Genomic DNA, 17041 nt, shown 5'->3' with positions numbered 1-17041 from the left:
CAACAATAGTGATGCCGCTTCCCAAATCGCTTTACTTCTCCAAGAAAATATTGCAAAATACTTTCAATAGGTTAATTTACTTTAAAGGAGAGGAAGTCACTTGAAAATTGCAAAAGTCGGGAACGTCATCGAATTTAAAAACGGACTCACCGGAATCGTAGAGAAAGTAAACGAAAACTCTGTGATCGTCGATGTCACGATTATGGAAAACTACAGAGACTTGGAACTGGACTCCTTAACCGTCGTCAATCATAAAAACTATAAAATTATTAAAGATTCCCTGCATTAATCAGCCGCCCTTTACAGCAAATATTCACGATTTCCACGCAGCTTTATTTCCACAAGTTTTTCTACAAAAGGAAAAACCGCCTGCCACCCGGCTCCGGCGGTTTTTTTCCTCTGTTCCCTACATCGTCCCGAAGAAGTTTTATCGCAAAGCACGGTAATCGAGTTTGCTTTTGACTAGACAGCTGAAAAAGACGGCGGCCGTGCGTAATGAAAAGAAATACCCGACCGCTTTCCGGCTCCTTAAACATTATTTTAAAATAGATGACTTTATCTTTCCGACCCGTATCAGTACATTTTTCAATCTCATTATCAGTTTAGGAAGACATTATCGTCCAAGCGTGCTTTTTCTACGATTATATCCGAAGTTTTTATCGATTCTATTGTCATTCAAGTAAATGCTGTAAGTCCCCGGGGCCAGCTCTTCCATGTCTTCAATATCCTGCACCACTTGATTATAAATGCGTTCGCTTGGCCTTGTATGCGCTTTTTTCATATATAACTGTATATTGATATCACATGATTTTGGGGTGATTTCTTCATCTTCTAATTTTTCCTGCCAGTCTTGTTTGCTTCTTTTCGGGTTTTCTAAATATGCTGAATAAAGGTCATCCTTCCAATCAGCATTTAAAGAAACACCATAATAAGGCGTCTGATATCCCTTACCGCTTGTGTTATCAACGGCTGCCTGCGTTTTGCCAACAATCGGCTCTTCTTCTGTCAGCTTCTCTAAATAGTAATCTAGCGCGGCAAATTCGTCTTCAAAAGCCAATGCGTATATCGCGCTTGTAATCGAATCTTTCAAGTCCAACTCCGATGAACTGATCGCGTCAGTCTGCACCTCTTTCTTGTCCAAATCAATTTTAATTTTTGCGCTTGTGTAGAAATGCAATTTCCCGACCGATTCAGCATAAACAGTAACAAATCCATGCCCTCCGACAATGTTATGGACTTTTACCTTTGTTCTATATTGATCCAAGAAATAATCTTTTACCGTTTTTTCAACTTCATCTCGATGCGCTTCTGCAATCTCAGCGGTTTCCGCTTGATAACCCTTACTATGAATATGAAAGTCTTGTCCTTTGTAATCTTGGACGCTAATTTCAGAATCCTCTCTGTTTTGACATCCGCCTATAAACAAAAGTAAACCCATTCCAAGTGCTGCTGCTTTTTTATATTTCAAAAATGTATCCTCCAGTTCATACTGCATGCATACTGTACGATTTTATTGAATCCCATTTGTTTGCTAATTATTGGGCCCGCTTCATTATAAATCATATGAAGTGTATTTTTGGTTTCCGGTACACAAAATAAGACAATAGAACTAATAATTTTTATGTCATTCTCGATTTTTAAGTTCTTTAGTTCTGGGTTAAAATTCTTTCCAAAAGGAATAGACGTGCAACGATGCACGCCTAATCAACATGAATATTTTTTTATTATTATGAACCTGGACGATTTTGAAGGTGTTTTCCAGATAACCAACGATGCAAATTAAAGCCTTAATCCATATAATCTTAAAATGGATTAAGGCTTTAATTTATTACACTTCAAACCATAACTATGTAACAAATTTTCACAAATCAATTTTTCGTTGTTTTACATATCACCCGATTTCTGTATGCGCGCTATCTTCCCATCTTAAAAATGCCCAAAACTGCAATTTATTCATTTTTAACGGAAATTTATGATTGATATACTCTTCTTCACAGTCCTTAATGAGTGGAAAGTCAGCAAGTACCTCTGTACAAGCTACGCTCAGCATTTCTTTTTCATCGTCTGTAGGCTCCCCGTTAAAATAACCTTTCCAGTATAACGTTTCATTTTCCAACTTAACTGCGAGTCCCCTTAATTTATATGGGATTGCCCCCAATAAAGCGTAATGACAACTGATGATTAAATTATTCATTGTCGAATCCATATTTTCAATATCCACCTCAATATAATAAGCTTTTTCTAAAGTATAACCTTCCTCCCACAGAATGAGTTGAGCTTAACCGTTCCGGCTATTCATTGTTTGAAGGTCGGGAATTTTTAGGAACGTTTAGAAGTAAGTAAAAAGGGGTTGCTCATTGTTAAGCGGATCCTTTAATATCCGCAATCTTTATCTCTACACTCTTTTTTCATAACAGCATCAACACTATGACTCATTATCTTATCATTAGACGGATCGTATATACCATCAAATTTGTTATTTTCATCTTTATTATAATACCCAAACACCTGTACGCCACCCATTGGATCTATTTCATATCTATCCTCGAACTGAACACTATCTATTCCTTCATAATTTGCCTTCAAGAATTTTTCCATATGTATTTTTGCAGTTTTAAACTCTTCAATTTCTTCATTATGTTGTGCGTTGTTCTTCACAATAAAACCCCCGACTGCTATAATTACTAAAGCTAGAATAATAAGGTATTTTTTCAAAAAAATTCATCCTTTCAAGATCATTTTACACTAAATTTGCGAGGTTTTGTATGAGTAAAAACATAAAAGTTCCAAATCTGTCGGATAGCACTTATTATTCATTAAGCAGAAATGCGTATAAATATGATCAGCTTAAAGAAAAATTAAAAAGTAACACGCCAATTGTAACAGAAAACAAGATTGGTTGGTACGTTGAGCGCGTACGAAACGACGACGATACCGGACTCGATGCGGTTGTTCTGTCACAAGCCGAAAAGAGAAACGGCAAGTGGATAAAATCAGATAGCCCGAAAAATGTCATTGTAGCTTTTGCTGGAACAGATCCAGGGAAGGATCCGCTAAGTGACGTAGAACAAGCGGACGTTAATCATATCGTCTTAGGAAACGATCCGAAAGATAAAACACAATATGTCGTCAAGAAAGCTGCGAAAGATACGTCTAAGACACTTGGGAGATATACAGGTTCGATGGAACAAACTGCCATGCTCGAGTCCGGAGATTATAAATTAATTACAAAAACATCACAAATCGATCAAGCCGATCAACTTGTGCGGGAAGTCAAACAAAAGTATAAAGGTACCTCAACGATTATTTCAACAACCGGACACTCTCTCGGAGGAGCAGAGGCGGAATACAGCGCGGTCAACAATGATATTTACGCTGTTTCATTTAACAGCCCATCAATTGTTAAATTACATTCAGAAGAAAAACAAAAGGAAATTAATAACGGAGACTATAATCCTTATGTAAAGTCAATTGTCAATCCGGATGATATGGTCGGTGCCGGTTGGTGGGACGAATTTGATCGTCACAATGGGACTACCATTTACACAAAAGATCCTTCTATCGCAACGGCTAATCGCGAAAAAAGGCTTGACGGCAATAAACTCCAACAGGTCGGAAGAAACCTTCTGTATTTCGCTAATACACTAATCTTTCAAAACCCCGATACACACTGGGTCGGCAGCAATAATTTCTCTTTCGACGAAAACGGCAACGTTCAAAATATAGAAGGCGATGAGCTCGTTTATGACAAAAATTTAAAAGCGATGCTTCCACCGGAAGTTGTATCCGGAAGTGGCGCAATTAAAGTGACCCCGGAAGTCGCCAAGCAGCTCGCGCAAAAAGTAAATGCAATGATCAACGATCTACGGACGATGAAACGGGAAGCCGAAAACGCCTATCAGGAACACGATGCTGCAATCAATGATCTGAAACATGATACCTACCGTCAAATCGGCCACGGTTTATACGACAAGCTGACGCTTGACGATGTAAACAATACGCTGAATAACCTGGCGCAGTCGTTTGACAAAAAAGGCAATCCGCTCTTTTACGATGTTCATGCCGAAAAAGCGTACATCGCCTCATTAAAAAATACGATTTCAGATTTAGAAGACATCAGCGGGTACCTTGCGCAGATCGCAAAAGATTTTAAATCGAAAGATAAAATGCTGGCAAATTGGCTTAAGCTTTAGGAGATGAAACAATGGAAAATTTCAATAAACTGGCTTCACTCAACAACTTAAACGCAGATCAAGAAGACACACTCTTCATACGACGCAACCAGCTTCAACTGCTGAAAACGGGCATGAGAGGTACGGCCGCAACAAAGCTTGAAGGCATTAAAACGTCGCTAAGACCGAAGTTTAAAGTAGACGATATACAAAAAGAAATGAACAGCGTTTATTCATCACTTCTCTACAGCTTCGAAGGAAAAGCGCAGCAGGCGCTTGCTCAGCGAATCAGCCACAGCGCCCAGCAGCTTATCAATACGGAGCAGGACGGAGAAAGTTTTGTGAATGGATTTAAGACGAGATGACGGCGCCTTAATTGGCGTCTTATTTTTATTTAAATCTAACAACATGTTCTGTTCTGTTTTCACCACACTACTCGTCTTCGGTCTTCACCTCAAATAACTCCTCGACTTCACCCCGAGTCTTCACGTTAAGAGCTTTTTTATTTTTGCAAGTCCCCTTGTTGACACATATTCCTTTATGGCTATTCCATTAATAGCCCTTAACCTTTTAAGCATTTCAATATACCCGATAAATTTAAAATACGTTTGAGCTTTTTCACCCTAGGGGACTTTATTTGGCGAAATGATTGGGTCCCGGTTTAACAATCGCATAACCAGCGTTTTTCAATTCATTGACTGTCTCGAACCTGCGCTTATTCGAAAGACGCTTGCTTTAAGCTTGATCGTTTCGTTTGGCAGAAGCCGCAAAGGCCCGAAAGAGGTGATGTATACTCCGCTGACGTATTGCCTTGCATAGCTCATTTGTTATAAACGCTTGTCTAAAATCAAAAGATCATTCCATAACAACAATAAAATCATTTTTATCAATAATTTTTTATTGAAAACGATAAATAATATGTTAAATTCAAATCGACAAATAAGTGAGGTGCTCTTTATGAAACGTGGATCAACACTCTTTTTAAAGATGGCTGTTATTCTTATTGGAATCCCAGTACTTGCTTTGTGCATATTTTTCGTGCCAAAAATAGCGAATTTTGCAGCTGAATTGTACCCGGATATTTCTTATCTGAAATATCTCGTTTATATCGATTTGTATGCAGCGGCGATACCTTTTTACTTTGCTCTGTATCAAGCCTTTAAACTTTTAAGCTATATTGACCACAATAAAGCTTTCTCGAAATTGTCTGTACGGGCTTTAAAGAATATAAAATACTGTGCAATCACCATCAGTATTTTATTAGCGGCAGGCATGCCGCTCTTCTATCTCATCGCGGAGATGGACGACGCTCCTGGCATCATACTCATCGGACTGGTCCTTATTTTTGCTTCAATGGTTATCGCCGTCTTTGCTGCTGTTCTCCAAAGGCTATTGCAAGAAGCGATTGATATAAAATCAGAAAATGATTTAACAGTCTGAGGTGAAAACAATGGCAATTATTATCAATATTGACGTGATGCTTGCTAAAAGAAAAATGAGCGTAACGGAACTTTCTGAGAGGGTTGGAATCACAATGGCGAATCTTTCTATATTAAAAAACGGAAAGGCAAAGGCTATTCGATTATCAACTTTAGAGGCGATTTGCATTGCTTTAGAATGTCAACCCGGAGATATTTTGGAATACCGAAGTGATGAAGACACCCATGATTAAAAATTTAGCCTATTCGGCGGTGATCTTATGCGCATACCCGTAAGCCTGTTTAGCTGTAATACAAAGCCGGCCTCCCATATATTCAGAAAAAAACTTCGGAGGCACACATGATGAGAGCACTAAAACAACTCGTTCGTTTTGGTTGGGAGCAGTCCTTGTCATGTTTATTTCCTGTCGTTATTTTTGCCTCTTTGGCAATTACACAAACCATCCCTCTTCCCTTCCTGCCGCGGTATGACTGGCTGCTCATCATCTGTGTTCTCATGCAATGGTGGATGGTGCGTTCCGGGCTTGAAACACGGGATGAATTAAAAGTGATCACATTGTTCCATATTATTGGACTAGCTCTTGAACTTTTCAAGGTGCAAATGGGCTCCTGGTCTTATCCAGAGGAAGGTTATTCCAAAATCTTTGGAGTGCCTTTGTATAGCGGCTTTATGTACGCAAGTGTCGCCAGTTATCTTTGCCAGGCGTGGAGGAGGCTCAAGGTTGAACTGGTGAAGTGGCCGCCGTTTTTCGTCGTTGTACCTCTTGCCGCTGCGATTTATTTGAATTTTTTCCTCCATCATTATTGGATTGACGTCCGCTTTTGGTTATCTGGACTTGTGATAATTGTCTTTTGGAAATCATGGGTCATATACGAGGTTAATGGAATTCGTTACCGTATGCCGCTCGCACTTTCTTTTGTGCTCATCGGATTTTTTATATGGATAGCCGAAAATATCGCAACGTTTTTTGGAGCCTGGACATATCCAAACCAAACCAGCGCGTGGAGTCTCGTTCATGTAGGGAAAGTGAGTTCATGGCTCTTATTAGTGATTGTCAGCTTTCTAATCGTAGCCACGTTAAAACAGATTAAGGAGAAAGATTCCACTAGAGTGGATGCCGGTCAATTTTTATAACTTATTTTAAAGGGTATCAAAGAGCTATGGGACCTGTTGCAGACATCAATAAAAAATTTTCTTTAAGCTGATCATTCACATATCGAATTACTCCTTTAGTAGGTCATAAGACTTGATCACCAAGATTCATTTTCCTGGAGAGAACGTTGAATCCTCCGTCCTCTTACGTATCCTATTAGTTGGAGATCGTTGGCGAATGGATTACGAAATAAAAGGATATGATATGACGGTGGTATACGATTATAAGGAATAACCGGACGGTCTTTATGGCCGGTGAGACAACTGCGATTATCCGCTATTCAAGAGCTCGGTGAAGGACGAAATTTACCTTCGAGAATGCTGCAGATGTGGCATGAATAAGAGCATATAGAATATCAGGCGCCTTAACAGGCGTCTTTTTGTATTGCTTTAATTGCGGTATGCCGAAAATTTTTTCATTTTTCAACCTATTATCTCCCTAAGTATAGTAATATATTTACAAAAAGGAAATAAAAAGGGAGAGGTGGAAGTGAAACAGTTATTACCCTCGTCAAAAGTCGGAGTGAAAATCCACGAATGGTATAAAATGATAAGAGAGTTTAGTGTACCGGATGCAGAGGCTTTAAAAGAAGAAGTAGAGAAGGAAATTAATCAAATGGAAGAGGATCAGGACTTACTCCTTTACTATCAGTTGATGTGTTTTAGACATCAATTAATGTTAGAATATTTAGAACCTACTAACAAAAGAAAACAGGGACGATCAATCCATGAATTGTTGACCCAAATCGAGGAGCCTCGAGGAGATTTAAATGACCTCCTTAGTTACTACTCATTTTTCTTTAGGGGCATGTATGAATTTGAGAAAAAACAGTACATCAAAGCGATAGAGTTTTATCGAAACGCAGAAAAACAGTTGTCTCTCATTACGGATGTTATAGAACAAGCCGAGTTTCACTTTAAAATGGCTGAAGCATACTACATCATGAAACAGACTCATGTATCCATGTATCATATATTGAGGGCCTTTAAAATATACAATAATCATGAACTCTACACAGTCCGTAAAATCCAATGTTTATTTGTTATCGCGGGTAACTATGACGATTTAATGTGCCACGACAAAGCCTTGCCTCACTTGGAAAACGCACTTCAATTAGCGATAGAGATCGACAATAAAAGGCTCATTAGTTCTGCCTATTTTAATATAGCCGACTGTCATGAATGTATGGGGGACATTGATGCAGCAGTTGAATATGCTGAAAAAGCCGTAGAGATTAACCTAAAAGAAGAATATAATAACCTACCACAATCATTATATTACTTTACTCAACTTCTTTTTAAACAGAAAAACTACGGGCGCGCAATCGAGATATTTCGTATTGGTAGACAAACAGCTCGAAAATTCAATGATACCCTATTCACTTCACTATTTGAATATCTCGAGGCGTTATATATCTATTCTGTGAATAAAGAAGAGATTTTAGAGGTATTTAAATACTTGGAAGAGAATAAAATATTTGCATACATAGAAGAGCTTTCGCTTGAAGTCTCCAACCAATACCTTGAAAGAAAAGACCACAGAAACTCAATCGAGTTCCTTCAAAAAATGATGTATGCACAAACACAAATTAAAAAAGGGGAGTGTCTCTATGAGTATTAAAAAGCTCGTTATTCCCATTTTAGCCGCCGCGATATTAACGATGGGTATTAGCGCTGTTTCAGCAACCGACCAGTCTGACGGCGTATATCAAATCGCTACCCGTAAGCAAACGTAAGAAACGCCCCGCATTGGGGCGCTTTTTCATGTCTACAGTTTCTTAACGTTAAACATCGTAATAAACTTCTTATCAGCTGTCGATAAAATACGGTAAGATTAACGTATACCATTCCGACTCAGTGCCAACCTTCCTTTACAATTTCTTCAACGCTCCTCCCGTCTATAACGATCGATTGCTTCTTTCGTAAGCCCTCCAACATCTTCACGTTACATATTTGTGTGTAAACGTCAGAATGAGACATGCTCTTGACACTATGTTTTAATCGCCGCTCTTCGTCTCTCCTGTATATACCTCCCATCCCCTCCTCAAAGTCAGAATAACTAAATTTTTATGTTTAAAGAAAAAAACAGAAAACATCCTTTTTAACAGGAGGACAAAGCTATATTTTTAATTAATGAACAAACAAGACTAAAAACAGATAAATACCGAACGCTAGAGCATTCGCAGTTAACGACGAACTGACAAGCGGAGACGTTAACGAGGCGAGTGACGACGAAGTTTCCTCCTCTTTACCCTTCAATTAACAATTCGAATCGTATTTCATATACCCGGACTAGCATTCGACCAATACGCTGCAATTGTTCGTGGAAATTTCGAACAAAAAAGACGCGTAACAATACGCGTCTCGGTCACACACCGATGCACCTCTTACCGATTATCAATCGTCTCCGGATACAGATCATGGTTCATCATCCGATACTCGGCCATTTTTTCATACTTTGTGCCGGGCTTGCCGTAGTTGGTGTACGGGTCGATTGAGATTCCGCCTCTCGGCGTGAATTTGCCCCAGACTTCGATGTAGCGCGGGTCCATCAGCTCAATTAAATCGTTCATGATGATGTTCATGCAGTCTTCGTGAAAATCGCCGTGATTTCGGAAACTGAAGAGATACAGTTTCAAAGACTTGCTTTCTACCATTTTTTTATCAGGGATGTAGCTGATATAGATCGTGGCAAAATCGGGCTGGCCGGTTTTCGGGCACAGGGATGTGAATTCAGGGCAGTTGAATTTCACGAAGTAGTCCCTGTTTTCGTGTTTATTCGGGAAAGACTCAAGCACTTCCGGAGAATAGTCAAACAAATAATTGGTGCCTTGATTTCCAAGAAGGGTTACGCCTTCGAGTTCTGAATCTTTTCTTGTGGTCATCATTCATCTTCCTTTCTTCAATCAAACGCCTCGTTTGTTACCCCAGATCAGGGTGTGGAGCTGCGGGAGAACGCGGACGCGGTTCAATTCAGGGTCGCGCGTGACCGCTTCTACCAGCTGTTCATACTTTTGAAGCAGCCGTTCGACGAGCCGCACTTGGTCTTCTGTATGAACGTCGTCATTTCCGACTTGGAGAAAGAACGGGACATCAGGATAACGCTGGTGAACTTGCTTTGCAAATTGAAGGTCTTCCGCCGTGAATATGACGACCTTCAAACTTGCCGCTGCCGCCTGACCGTGCTCTTTCAGTTTTTCAACAATATGATCAAGCTTGTTAAAATCGGTTTTCATATTGGAGCTCGGCGGCTTTGGCGAAATTGTTAAATCATCGATTCCGGCAAACCAGTCTTGATAAAACGTCCCTTGCGTCTCAAGCGCTGTCCGTATACCGTTTTCTTTTAAAAGGGAAATCAGTCCGTCCAGCTGTTTTAAAAGCGCCGGGTTGCCTCCTGAAATCGTAACGTGCGAGAAGGCGTTTCCGCCGATGTCTTTAAGAGATTCGTATACTTCTTCCGCGGTCATCCATTTGATGTCTTTTTTCGCCGAACCGTCCCAGGTAAAAGCTGAATCGCACCAGCTGCACGAATAGTCGCAGCCGGCTGTTCTGACAAACATCGTTTTTTGCCCGATGACCATCCCCTCTCCCTGAACCGTCGGACCGAAAATTTCAAGTACGGGAATCGGCTTAGCCATTGTGAACACCCGGTTTCGGACGGTAGACGACATAGCTTGTCGGCGTTTCCCTGACAAACACCTGAACGCAATGCGGACGGTTTTTGAGATCTTTCAAATAAGCCTCTGTTTTATCGTAAATCGTTTTCGCCACCACTTCTGTCGAAGGGATCCGATCCGCGCTTTCACCCGAAAATTCCTGATGGTCATTTAAAAGCGTATGATCGTATTCCCCGTGGATCAATTTTTTAATGGTGCTGAAGTTGACAAGGAATCCTGATTCATTCAATTCATCCCCGGCAATCGTGATATTGATTGTATACGTATGGCCGTGGACTCTGCTGCATGCGCCCGCATCCTCTCTCGGAATAAAATGCGCGGCTGACATCTGCATATCTTTATTTAGTTCAAAAGAGTAAGGATGGCTTGGTTGCGGGTAAATTTGTGTAAGCACTGTTAAGCTCGCTCCTTTTTCATTTTCATATATTCATTGTAGCCATTCGCCCGAAGCTTGCAGGCCGGGCATTCGCCGCAGCCGTCGGCAATGATTCCGTTGTAGCACGTCAGCGTCTCGTTTTTCACGAAATCAAGCGCATCAAGCTCATCGGCGAGCTCCCACGTTTCCGCCTTGTTCAGCCACATCAGCGGCGTGTGGATGACAAACGGGCGCTCCATCGCCAAGTTGACAGTGACATTGCAGGATTTGACGAACTCATCCCGGCAATCCGGATAGCCGCTGAAATCCGTCTCGCATACACCTGTTATGATGTGCCGCGCGCCGACCTGGTAGGCGAGGATCGAAGCGAACGATAAAAACACGAGGTTGCGTCCCGGAACAAAAGTGGACGGAAGTTCGCCTTCTTTCGCCTCAATCTCGATATCATCCCTTGTCAAAGCATTCGGCGCGAGCTGATTTAACAGTTCCATATCAAGAAGGTGATGCTTGACGCCAAGCTTTTCAGCGATCTTTTTCGCGACTTCGATTTCCTCTCGGTGCCGCTGATTATATTGGAAGGTGACCGCTTCCACCTCCTGAAATTGCCGAAGCGCCCACAAAAGGCAAGTCGTACTGTCCTGACCGCCGCTGAATACGACGATCGCTTTTTCCTGTTTCATAATTCCTCCTTCTCCGCTTTCCGTCAGTATTTCATAAAAGAAGAGATTCACTGATATCTAAACGAAAAAACACCTTTCTCTGTGAGAAAAGTGTTCTAGCAAAAAAACAATAAAAAAGGCCATACCCCAAGGATACAGCTTTCCTTAGTTTTTTATAGAGGGTTTTGCTAGAACCTCTCCCGCAGTTTCAAGCGGATTTTGTTTCAATTTTCCTTCGCCATCTTATCACAAATCGCATGTTTCGCCAAGTGCAATGCCTGCCATTCAACGCTCAGGCACCCTTTTGACGATCAAAAAGAATATAAAGACGAGGCTCAGCTGGCCGAACAAAGGATAAATGGTCGATATCAGTTTTCCGTAGCCGATTTGTCCCGTCAAGTAGATTGTCAGCAGGATGAACATAAATACATACAGGCTTTTCATATGAAGATATTCATTAATCTGCTTTTCAAGACCATATAAATTGCCGATGACCGATGTGAAGACTTCCCCGAAAATGATAAACAGATAGATGATATGGACAGAATGTTGGACAATGAATACAACCTGTGCCATCGGAACTTCGTATAACAGGACATCAGGCAATGTTGAAAGAGACAGAAAGCTCGCGATCAACACAAGGGTAAGCAGACACCCTCCGATTAATGCTCCTTTTATAATGAGCCGTTCAGATTTCAGTTCAGAAGCGATCGGCACGAGAACCGCCTGTGCGAGCGACAAATTAAAAGCGCCGTACGAAACAGCGGATAAAATCCAATCGGGTTTTGCCGCCGAGAATGCCGCCAAATTGTGGATCTCCGGCCCTCTGAAAATAAACGAATCGAACAGGACGATGACTGTGAACAGAAGCAGCAGCGGAACGACAATGACATTGACGCCGAATATCCCTTTAACGCCCTTCATCATGACAAACAGACTCAAGGCAATCGTCGCAATCATCCCCGCTTGGTTTGAAAAGCCGAGCTGTTCCTCAAATATCGCCCCCGCTCCGGACAGCATAACAGACGTCACGCCGAGCAAAATCACGAGCATGAAGACATTGACAAATTTCCCGAGCGTATGGCCGAATAAATATTGATTCAGCTCCTGATAAGATTTGGCATTGATTCTGACCGCAATCAGCATCATTTTTGCGCCGAGAAATGTAAACATCAGTCCGCTGATCAAAATTCCGGCTAACCCCGGCCAGCCGAATCTTAAAAAAAACTCGACGATTTCTCTTCCAGTTGCAAATCCGGCTCCGACGACCGTTCCTACATAAACAAATGCCAGCTGAAAGGCTGATCCATGTGATTGACTCATACGACTCCTCCGTAAACGAATTCCCTTTCTACACCATATGAGCCATGTCCTTTAAAAAGAAGGACAACTTCTCATTCAGGAACAAAAAGAAAAAAGCATAGAACTTGAAAGTCAAAGAAGGTCAATGTATACTAATAGTCAGAAATGGTCAAACTACAGACCATTTTTTCAAAGTCAATTGGTCAAAAAAGGTCAAATTCAATAAAGGGGGTTTTGGCAAATGCGTTGTCAACATTGTCAAAAAAATGAGGCGACGATTCGCCTGAACATGCAAATCAACTTTACAAAAAAGCAAATGGATTTATGTGAAGACTGCTATAAAGAGCTGACTCAGCCTTCTATGTTTTCAGGAAATCATTTTTTTGGCGGAGGAGGTTCTTTCTTCAGCCAGCCATCACAAGCGCAGACGCAAACCGCTGCCAAAAAAGGCTTGCTCGATGAACTTGCCGTCAACTTAACGAATGCCGCAAAGACAGGCTTGCTCGATCCGGTGATCGGCCGCGATGATGAAGTGGCCCGTGTAATCGAGATCTTAAACCGCAGAAATAAAAACAACCCTGTCTTAATCGGTGAACCGGGCGTTGGTAAAACAGCCGTTGCTGAAGGACTTGCTCTCAAAATCGCCGAAGGCGATGTTCCAAATAAATTGAAAAACAAAGAACTCTACCTGCTTGATGTCGCTTCCCTCGTAGCAAACACCGGCATCAGAGGACAATTTGAAGAAAGAATGAAACAGCTGATGAAAGAGCTGAAAGAACGCAAAAACGCGGTCTTGTTTATTGACGAAATTCACCTTCTTGTCGGAGCAGGCTCTGCCGAAGGCTCCATGGACGCCGGCAACATTTTAAAACCTGCGCTTGCCAGAGGCGAACTGCAAGTCATCGGCGCGACGACGTTGAAAGAATATCGCCAAATCGAAAAAGATGCAGCATTAGAGCGGCGCTTCCAGCCGATCATGGTGCATGAACCGACAATTGAGCAGACCGCGGCGATTTTAAACGGGCTGAAAGAAAAATACGAAGCGTATCATGATGTAACTTACACGGATGAAGCGATCAAAGCCTGCGTCGTTCTGTCTAGCCGCTATATTCAGGACCGTCATCTTCCCGATAAGGCGATCGACCTTTTGGATGAAGCCGGTTCAAAAGCGAACTTGAAAATCGACACGGTCAGCGGTGAACAAGCTTCCCAACGCCTGAAAGAAATCGAAGCGGAAAAAGCTAAAGCGCTGCAGGAAGAAAACTATGAGCTTGCAGCAAAGCTCCGCGATGAAGAAGAAGCACTGCACAAAAAAATGGAAAACCATGCGGAAGAAAAACGGGCAACCGTTAAAGCTGAAGACATTCAAGCGATCATCGAACAAAAAACCGGCATTCCGGTCGGCAAGCTTCAGCACGACGATCAGAAGAAAATGAAAGAGCTTGAAGCAAACCTTTCAAGCCGCGTGATCGGTCAAAAAGAAGCGGTAAAAAAAGTGGCAAAAGCCGTCAAAAGAAGCCGCGCCGGCCTGAAATCAAAAAACAGGCCAGTCGGTTCATTCCTGTTCGTCGGCCCGACAGGTGTCGGTAAAACAGAACTTTCTAAAAGGCTTGCGGAAGAACTGTTCGGCACGAAGGATGCCGTCATCCGCCTCGATATGAGCGAATACATGGAAAAACACGCCGTATCGAAGCTGATCGGTTCACCTCCTGGATATGTCGGCCACGAAGAAGCCGGACAGCTCACCGAAAAAGTCCGGAGGAACCCGTACAGCATCGTTTTGCTTGATGAAATCGAAAAAGCCCATCCCGATGTTCAGCACATGTTCCTGCAAATCATGGAAGACGGACGTCTGACAGACAGCCAGGGACGGACGGTCAGCTTTAAAGATACCGTCATCATTATGACAAGCAATGCCGGAGTATCTGAAAAGCGGACAACCGTCGGTTTTAACCGGGAAGAACAAGTAATGGGCGAACAATCAATGATCGATTCCCTAAGCAGCTACTTTAAGCCGGAATTCCTGAACAGATTTGACAGCATCATCGAGTTCCAGCCGCTCGAAAAAGAAGATCTGGTCAAGATCGTCACTCTCTTGCTGGAAGAGCTTGAAGAAACGTTAAAAGAGCAAAACATGACGCTTGAAGTTTCAGATGAAGCAAAAGAAAAAATTGCTGAAATCGGATACCATCCGGCCTTCGGCGCCCGCCCATTAAGACGAACCATTCAAACAGCAGTCGAAGATCAAATGACCGATCTGCTGCTTGAAGAAGAACATATCAACGGTTTTGCGGTTATCGTTGAAAACGATGAAATCTTGGTGAAACCAACCGCATAACACACATAACGGCCTCCGATTGCGGAGGCCGCTTTACATACAACGTAAGGATCACAAAAATTCTATTTTTTAACATTAAATAACCCTAAAGTCCCTTTTCACCATGATTTTGAAACAATTTAAGAAACACCCTAAAGTTCCTATCACGCAACACCGATATTAACGATAGAAAAGTTAGTTAAAGGAATTGGTGAAAAAATGGACAAAACATCGTTAATTGGAATCATCTTAGCTATCATCGGAGTAGGTGTCGGCATGGTCATGAAAGGTGTCAGCCCTTCCGTTCTCGTCAATCCCGCGGCATGGCTGATCATCCTTGTCGGGACAATCGCAGCAGTTGTGATCGCTTTTCCAATCCGCGAGATCAAAAAGGTTCCCAAACTCTTCGGCATCTTGTTCAAAGAGAAGAAGATGATCGAAATCAACGAATTGATCCCGATGTTTTCCGAGTGGGCGCAAATCGCAAGACGTGAAGGACTTCTCGCTTTGGAAGCAAATTTGAATGAGATCGATGATGAATTTTTGAAAAACGGCATGAGCATGGCAGTAGACGGCCAAAGTGCCGAATTTATCAGGGACGTTTTAACTGAAGAAGTTGAAGCAATGGAAGAAAGACATCAAGTCGGAGCGGGCATTTTTACCCAGGCGGGCACATACGCGCCGACACTCGGCGTTTTGGGCGCTGTTGTCGGACTGATCGCAGCGCTTGCGGATATGAGCGACACTGAAGCGCTTGGACATGCGATCAGCGCCGCTTTTGTCGCGACCCTTCTCGGGATCTTCACCGGATATGTACTATGGCATCCTTTTGCCAATAAATTAAAGCGGAAATCCAAACAGGAAGTCAAAGTCCGCGAAGTCATGATTGAAGGCATCCTTTCGATCTTGGAAGGCCAAGCGCCAAAAGTCATTGAACAAAAGCTTTTGATGTATGTCTCTCCAAGCGAACGCTCCAGCATCGTCATCCCAGAAGGAGACAAAGGAGACAGCAGCAATGGCTAGAAAAAAGAAGCACAAAAAAGACCATGAAGAACACGTGGATGAGTCTTGGCTCATCCCATATGCCGACCTGCTGACACTGCTTTTGGCCTTGTTCATCGTACTGTTTGCCATGAGCTCGATCGACGCCAAGAAGTTTGATATGCTGTCTAAATCATTCAATGCCGTATTTACCGGCGGAACAGGAATGATGGATTATTCCAGCTTCACCGAGCCGAAAACGAGCACAACCGAAGATGGAAAAAGCCCTGACCAAGCAAAAGATCTCTCTCAAGATCAAAAAGAAAAAGACAAGCAGTCGCTGAAAAAAATTCAGGAGCAGGTCAACCGGTTTATTAAAGAGAAAAGTCTTGAAAAACAGGTCAATACGAAGCTGACAGACGAAGGCCTCCTCCTTTCCATCGAGGATAATATCTTTTTTGATTCCGGAAAAGCGGAGATCCGCCAGCAGGACATTCCGCTGGCCAAGGAAGTATCCGACCTTCTCGTCTTGAATCCGCCCCGCAATATCGTAATCAGCGGACATACGGACAATGTGCCGATTCGAAATTCTCAATTTAAATCAAATTGGCATTTAAGCGTGATGCGGGCAGTCAATTTCATGGGGCTTTTAATCGAAAATCCCAAGCTTGACGCCAAGATATTCAGCGCGAAAGGCTACGGAGAATTTAAACCGATCGCTTCAAATGACACCGAAGAAGGAAGAAGGAAAAACAGACGCGTTGAAATCCTCATCCTGCCGATCGGCCAGGAAAACTTGAATAAAAAAGAATAGGAAGCTGCCTTTTGGCAGCTTCCTCAGCTTGTAGAGAAACCTATGTTTTTCTACAAGCTTTTTTGTTTTAAATGGTTTTGATGTGTTTTGTCATCTTTATAAAAGAAATAGAAAAAGTCCTCCCACACCCCTAGCCTAGCTTCGCTAGGTG

At 42.2% G+C, this 17041-nt stretch carries 20 protein-coding genes, 1 pseudogene and 1 riboswitch; of the genes and pseudogenes, 12 read left to right on the top strand and 9 right to left on the bottom strand.

The window, feature by feature from the left end; genetic code table 11:
• The first annotated feature begins 100 nt into the window (after positions 1-100).
• Complete coding sequence (locus KI350_RS03550) at positions 101-289, top strand: YkvS family protein (RefSeq protein WP_003181225.1); 189 nt, start codon at positions 101-103, stop codon at positions 287-289.
• 324 nt (positions 290-613) lie between these two features.
• Here the strand turns inward: KI350_RS03550 and KI350_RS03545 are convergent, their stop codons facing one another.
• The 3 genes from KI350_RS03545 to KI350_RS03535 all read right to left on the bottom strand — a co-directional run bounded on the left by KI350_RS03545 (position 614) and on the right by KI350_RS03535 (position 2715).
• Positions 614-1468 (bottom strand): DUF1672 family protein, encoded by an 855-nt coding sequence (locus tag KI350_RS03545; protein WP_065644025.1) that lies wholly within the window; start codon positions 1466-1468, stop codon positions 614-616.
• Positions 1469-1891: 423 nt separating this feature from the next.
• Entirely contained in the window at positions 1892-2206 is a 315-nt protein-coding gene (locus KI350_RS03540) for a MafI2 family immunity protein (protein WP_065644024.1), read from the bottom strand.
• 167 nt (positions 2207-2373) lie between these two features.
• Positions 2374-2715 (bottom strand): DUF1433 domain-containing protein, encoded by a 342-nt coding sequence (locus tag KI350_RS03535; RefSeq protein ID WP_065644023.1) that lies wholly within the window; start codon positions 2713-2715, stop codon positions 2374-2376.
• 50 nt (positions 2716-2765) lie between these two features.
• Between KI350_RS03535 and KI350_RS03530 the strand changes: the two genes are divergently transcribed.
• The 6 genes and pseudogenes from KI350_RS03530 to KI350_RS22935 all read left to right on the top strand — a co-directional run bounded on the left by KI350_RS03530 (position 2766) and on the right by KI350_RS22935 (position 7116).
• Positions 2766-4193 carry a lipase family protein gene (locus tag KI350_RS03530; RefSeq protein ID WP_065644022.1) on the top strand — a complete coding sequence of 476 codons (1428 nt, stop codon included), beginning with the start codon at positions 2766-2768 and terminating at the stop codon, positions 4191-4193.
• An 11-nt stretch (positions 4194-4204) separates the two neighbouring features.
• On the top strand, positions 4205-4537 hold the full coding sequence (locus tag KI350_RS03525; RefSeq protein WP_065644021.1) for a hypothetical protein: 333 nt from the start codon (positions 4205-4207) through the stop codon (positions 4535-4537).
• Between the two features lie 592 nt (positions 4538-5129).
• Complete coding sequence (locus tag KI350_RS03520; protein WP_065644020.1) at positions 5130-5612, top strand: DUF2975 domain-containing protein; 483 nt, start codon at positions 5130-5132, stop codon at positions 5610-5612.
• A gap of 10 nt (positions 5613-5622) precedes the next feature.
• Positions 5623-5844 (top strand): helix-turn-helix domain-containing protein, encoded by a 222-nt coding sequence (locus KI350_RS03515; RefSeq protein WP_065644019.1) that lies wholly within the window; start codon positions 5623-5625, stop codon positions 5842-5844.
• A 110-nt stretch (positions 5845-5954) separates the two neighbouring features.
• The gene (locus KI350_RS03510) at positions 5955-6746 is read left to right on the top strand and encodes a DUF817 domain-containing protein (RefSeq protein ID WP_065644018.1); all 792 of its coding nucleotides are present in this window, start codon (positions 5955-5957) and stop codon (positions 6744-6746) included.
• A gap of 196 nt (positions 6747-6942) precedes the next feature.
• Positions 6943-7116: pseudogene (locus tag KI350_RS22935) on the top strand (DUF8096 family protein).
• Here the strand turns inward: KI350_RS22935 and KI350_RS03505 are convergent.
• The gene (locus KI350_RS03505) at positions 7042-7191 is read right to left on the bottom strand and encodes a hypothetical protein (RefSeq protein WP_212930433.1); all 150 of its coding nucleotides are present in this window, start codon (positions 7189-7191) and stop codon (positions 7042-7044) included. The pseudogene KI350_RS22935 and the gene KI350_RS03505 sit on opposite strands and share 75 nt — an antisense overlap.
• A gap of 63 nt (positions 7192-7254) precedes the next feature.
• Between KI350_RS03505 and KI350_RS03500 the strand changes: the two genes are divergently transcribed.
• The gene (locus KI350_RS03500) at positions 7255-8385 is read left to right on the top strand and encodes a Rap family tetratricopeptide repeat protein (RefSeq protein ID WP_081303562.1); all 1131 of its coding nucleotides are present in this window, start codon (positions 7255-7257) and stop codon (positions 8383-8385) included.
• Positions 8375-8500 (top strand): hypothetical protein, encoded by a 126-nt coding sequence (locus KI350_RS23175; RefSeq protein WP_261763398.1) that lies wholly within the window; start codon positions 8375-8377, stop codon positions 8498-8500. Before KI350_RS03500 ends, KI350_RS23175 begins: the two co-directional genes overlap by 11 nt.
• 651 nt (positions 8501-9151) lie before the next feature.
• Here the strand turns inward: KI350_RS23175 and queF are convergent.
• The 5 genes from queF to KI350_RS03475 form a co-directional block, all read right to left on the bottom strand.
• The gene (gene queF, locus KI350_RS03495; RefSeq protein ID WP_009328607.1) at positions 9152-9649 is read right to left on the bottom strand and encodes a preQ(1) synthase; all 498 of its coding nucleotides are present in this window, start codon (positions 9647-9649) and stop codon (positions 9152-9154) included.
• A gap of 21 nt (positions 9650-9670) precedes the next feature.
• The gene (queE, locus tag KI350_RS03490; RefSeq protein WP_023857308.1) at positions 9671-10402 is read right to left on the bottom strand and encodes a 7-carboxy-7-deazaguanine synthase QueE; all 732 of its coding nucleotides are present in this window, start codon (positions 10400-10402) and stop codon (positions 9671-9673) included.
• Entirely contained in the window at positions 10395-10835 is a 441-nt protein-coding gene (gene queD, locus KI350_RS03485) for a 6-carboxytetrahydropterin synthase QueD (protein WP_023857309.1), read from the bottom strand. The genes queE and queD overlap by 8 nt, the downstream gene beginning before the upstream one ends.
• A 2-nt stretch (positions 10836-10837) precedes the next feature.
• Positions 10838-11497 carry a 7-cyano-7-deazaguanine synthase QueC gene (gene queC / locus KI350_RS03480; RefSeq protein WP_020451152.1) on the bottom strand — a complete coding sequence of 220 codons (660 nt, stop codon included), beginning with the start codon at positions 11495-11497 and terminating at the stop codon, positions 10838-10840.
• A gap of 138 nt (positions 11498-11635) precedes the next feature.
• Positions 11636-11680: riboswitch (PreQ1 riboswitch) on the bottom strand.
• A gap of 81 nt (positions 11681-11761) precedes the next feature.
• A complete protein-coding gene (locus KI350_RS03475; protein WP_020451151.1) occupies positions 11762-12799 on the bottom strand; it encodes a YkvI family membrane protein in 1038 nt (345 codons plus the stop codon).
• 220 nt (positions 12800-13019) lie between these two features.
• Here KI350_RS03475 and clpE point away from each other — a divergent pair, with 220 nt between their 5' ends.
• From clpE to motB, 3 genes are all read left to right on the top strand, one after another.
• Complete coding sequence (gene clpE, locus KI350_RS03470) at positions 13020-15116, top strand: ATP-dependent protease ATP-binding subunit ClpE (protein ID WP_025810290.1); 2097 nt, start codon at positions 13020-13022, stop codon at positions 15114-15116.
• Between the two features lie 198 nt (positions 15117-15314).
• A complete protein-coding gene (motA, locus tag KI350_RS03465) occupies positions 15315-16118 on the top strand; it encodes a flagellar motor stator protein MotA (RefSeq protein ID WP_020451149.1) in 804 nt (267 codons plus the stop codon).
• Complete coding sequence (gene motB / locus KI350_RS03460) at positions 16111-16890, top strand: flagellar motor protein MotB (protein WP_020451148.1); 780 nt, start codon at positions 16111-16113, stop codon at positions 16888-16890. Before motA ends, motB begins: the two co-directional genes overlap by 8 nt.
• Positions 16891-17041 lie beyond the last annotated feature (151 nt).

Origin of the sequence: Bacillus sp. J41TS8 (assembly GCF_018333035.1) — a bacterium.
GTDB classification, from domain to species: Bacteria; Bacillota; Bacilli; order Bacillales; family Bacillaceae; genus Bacillus; species Bacillus paralicheniformis.
The sequence above is the reverse complement of the archived record's forward strand: the minus strand, read 5'-3'. Positions and strand labels throughout refer to the sequence as shown.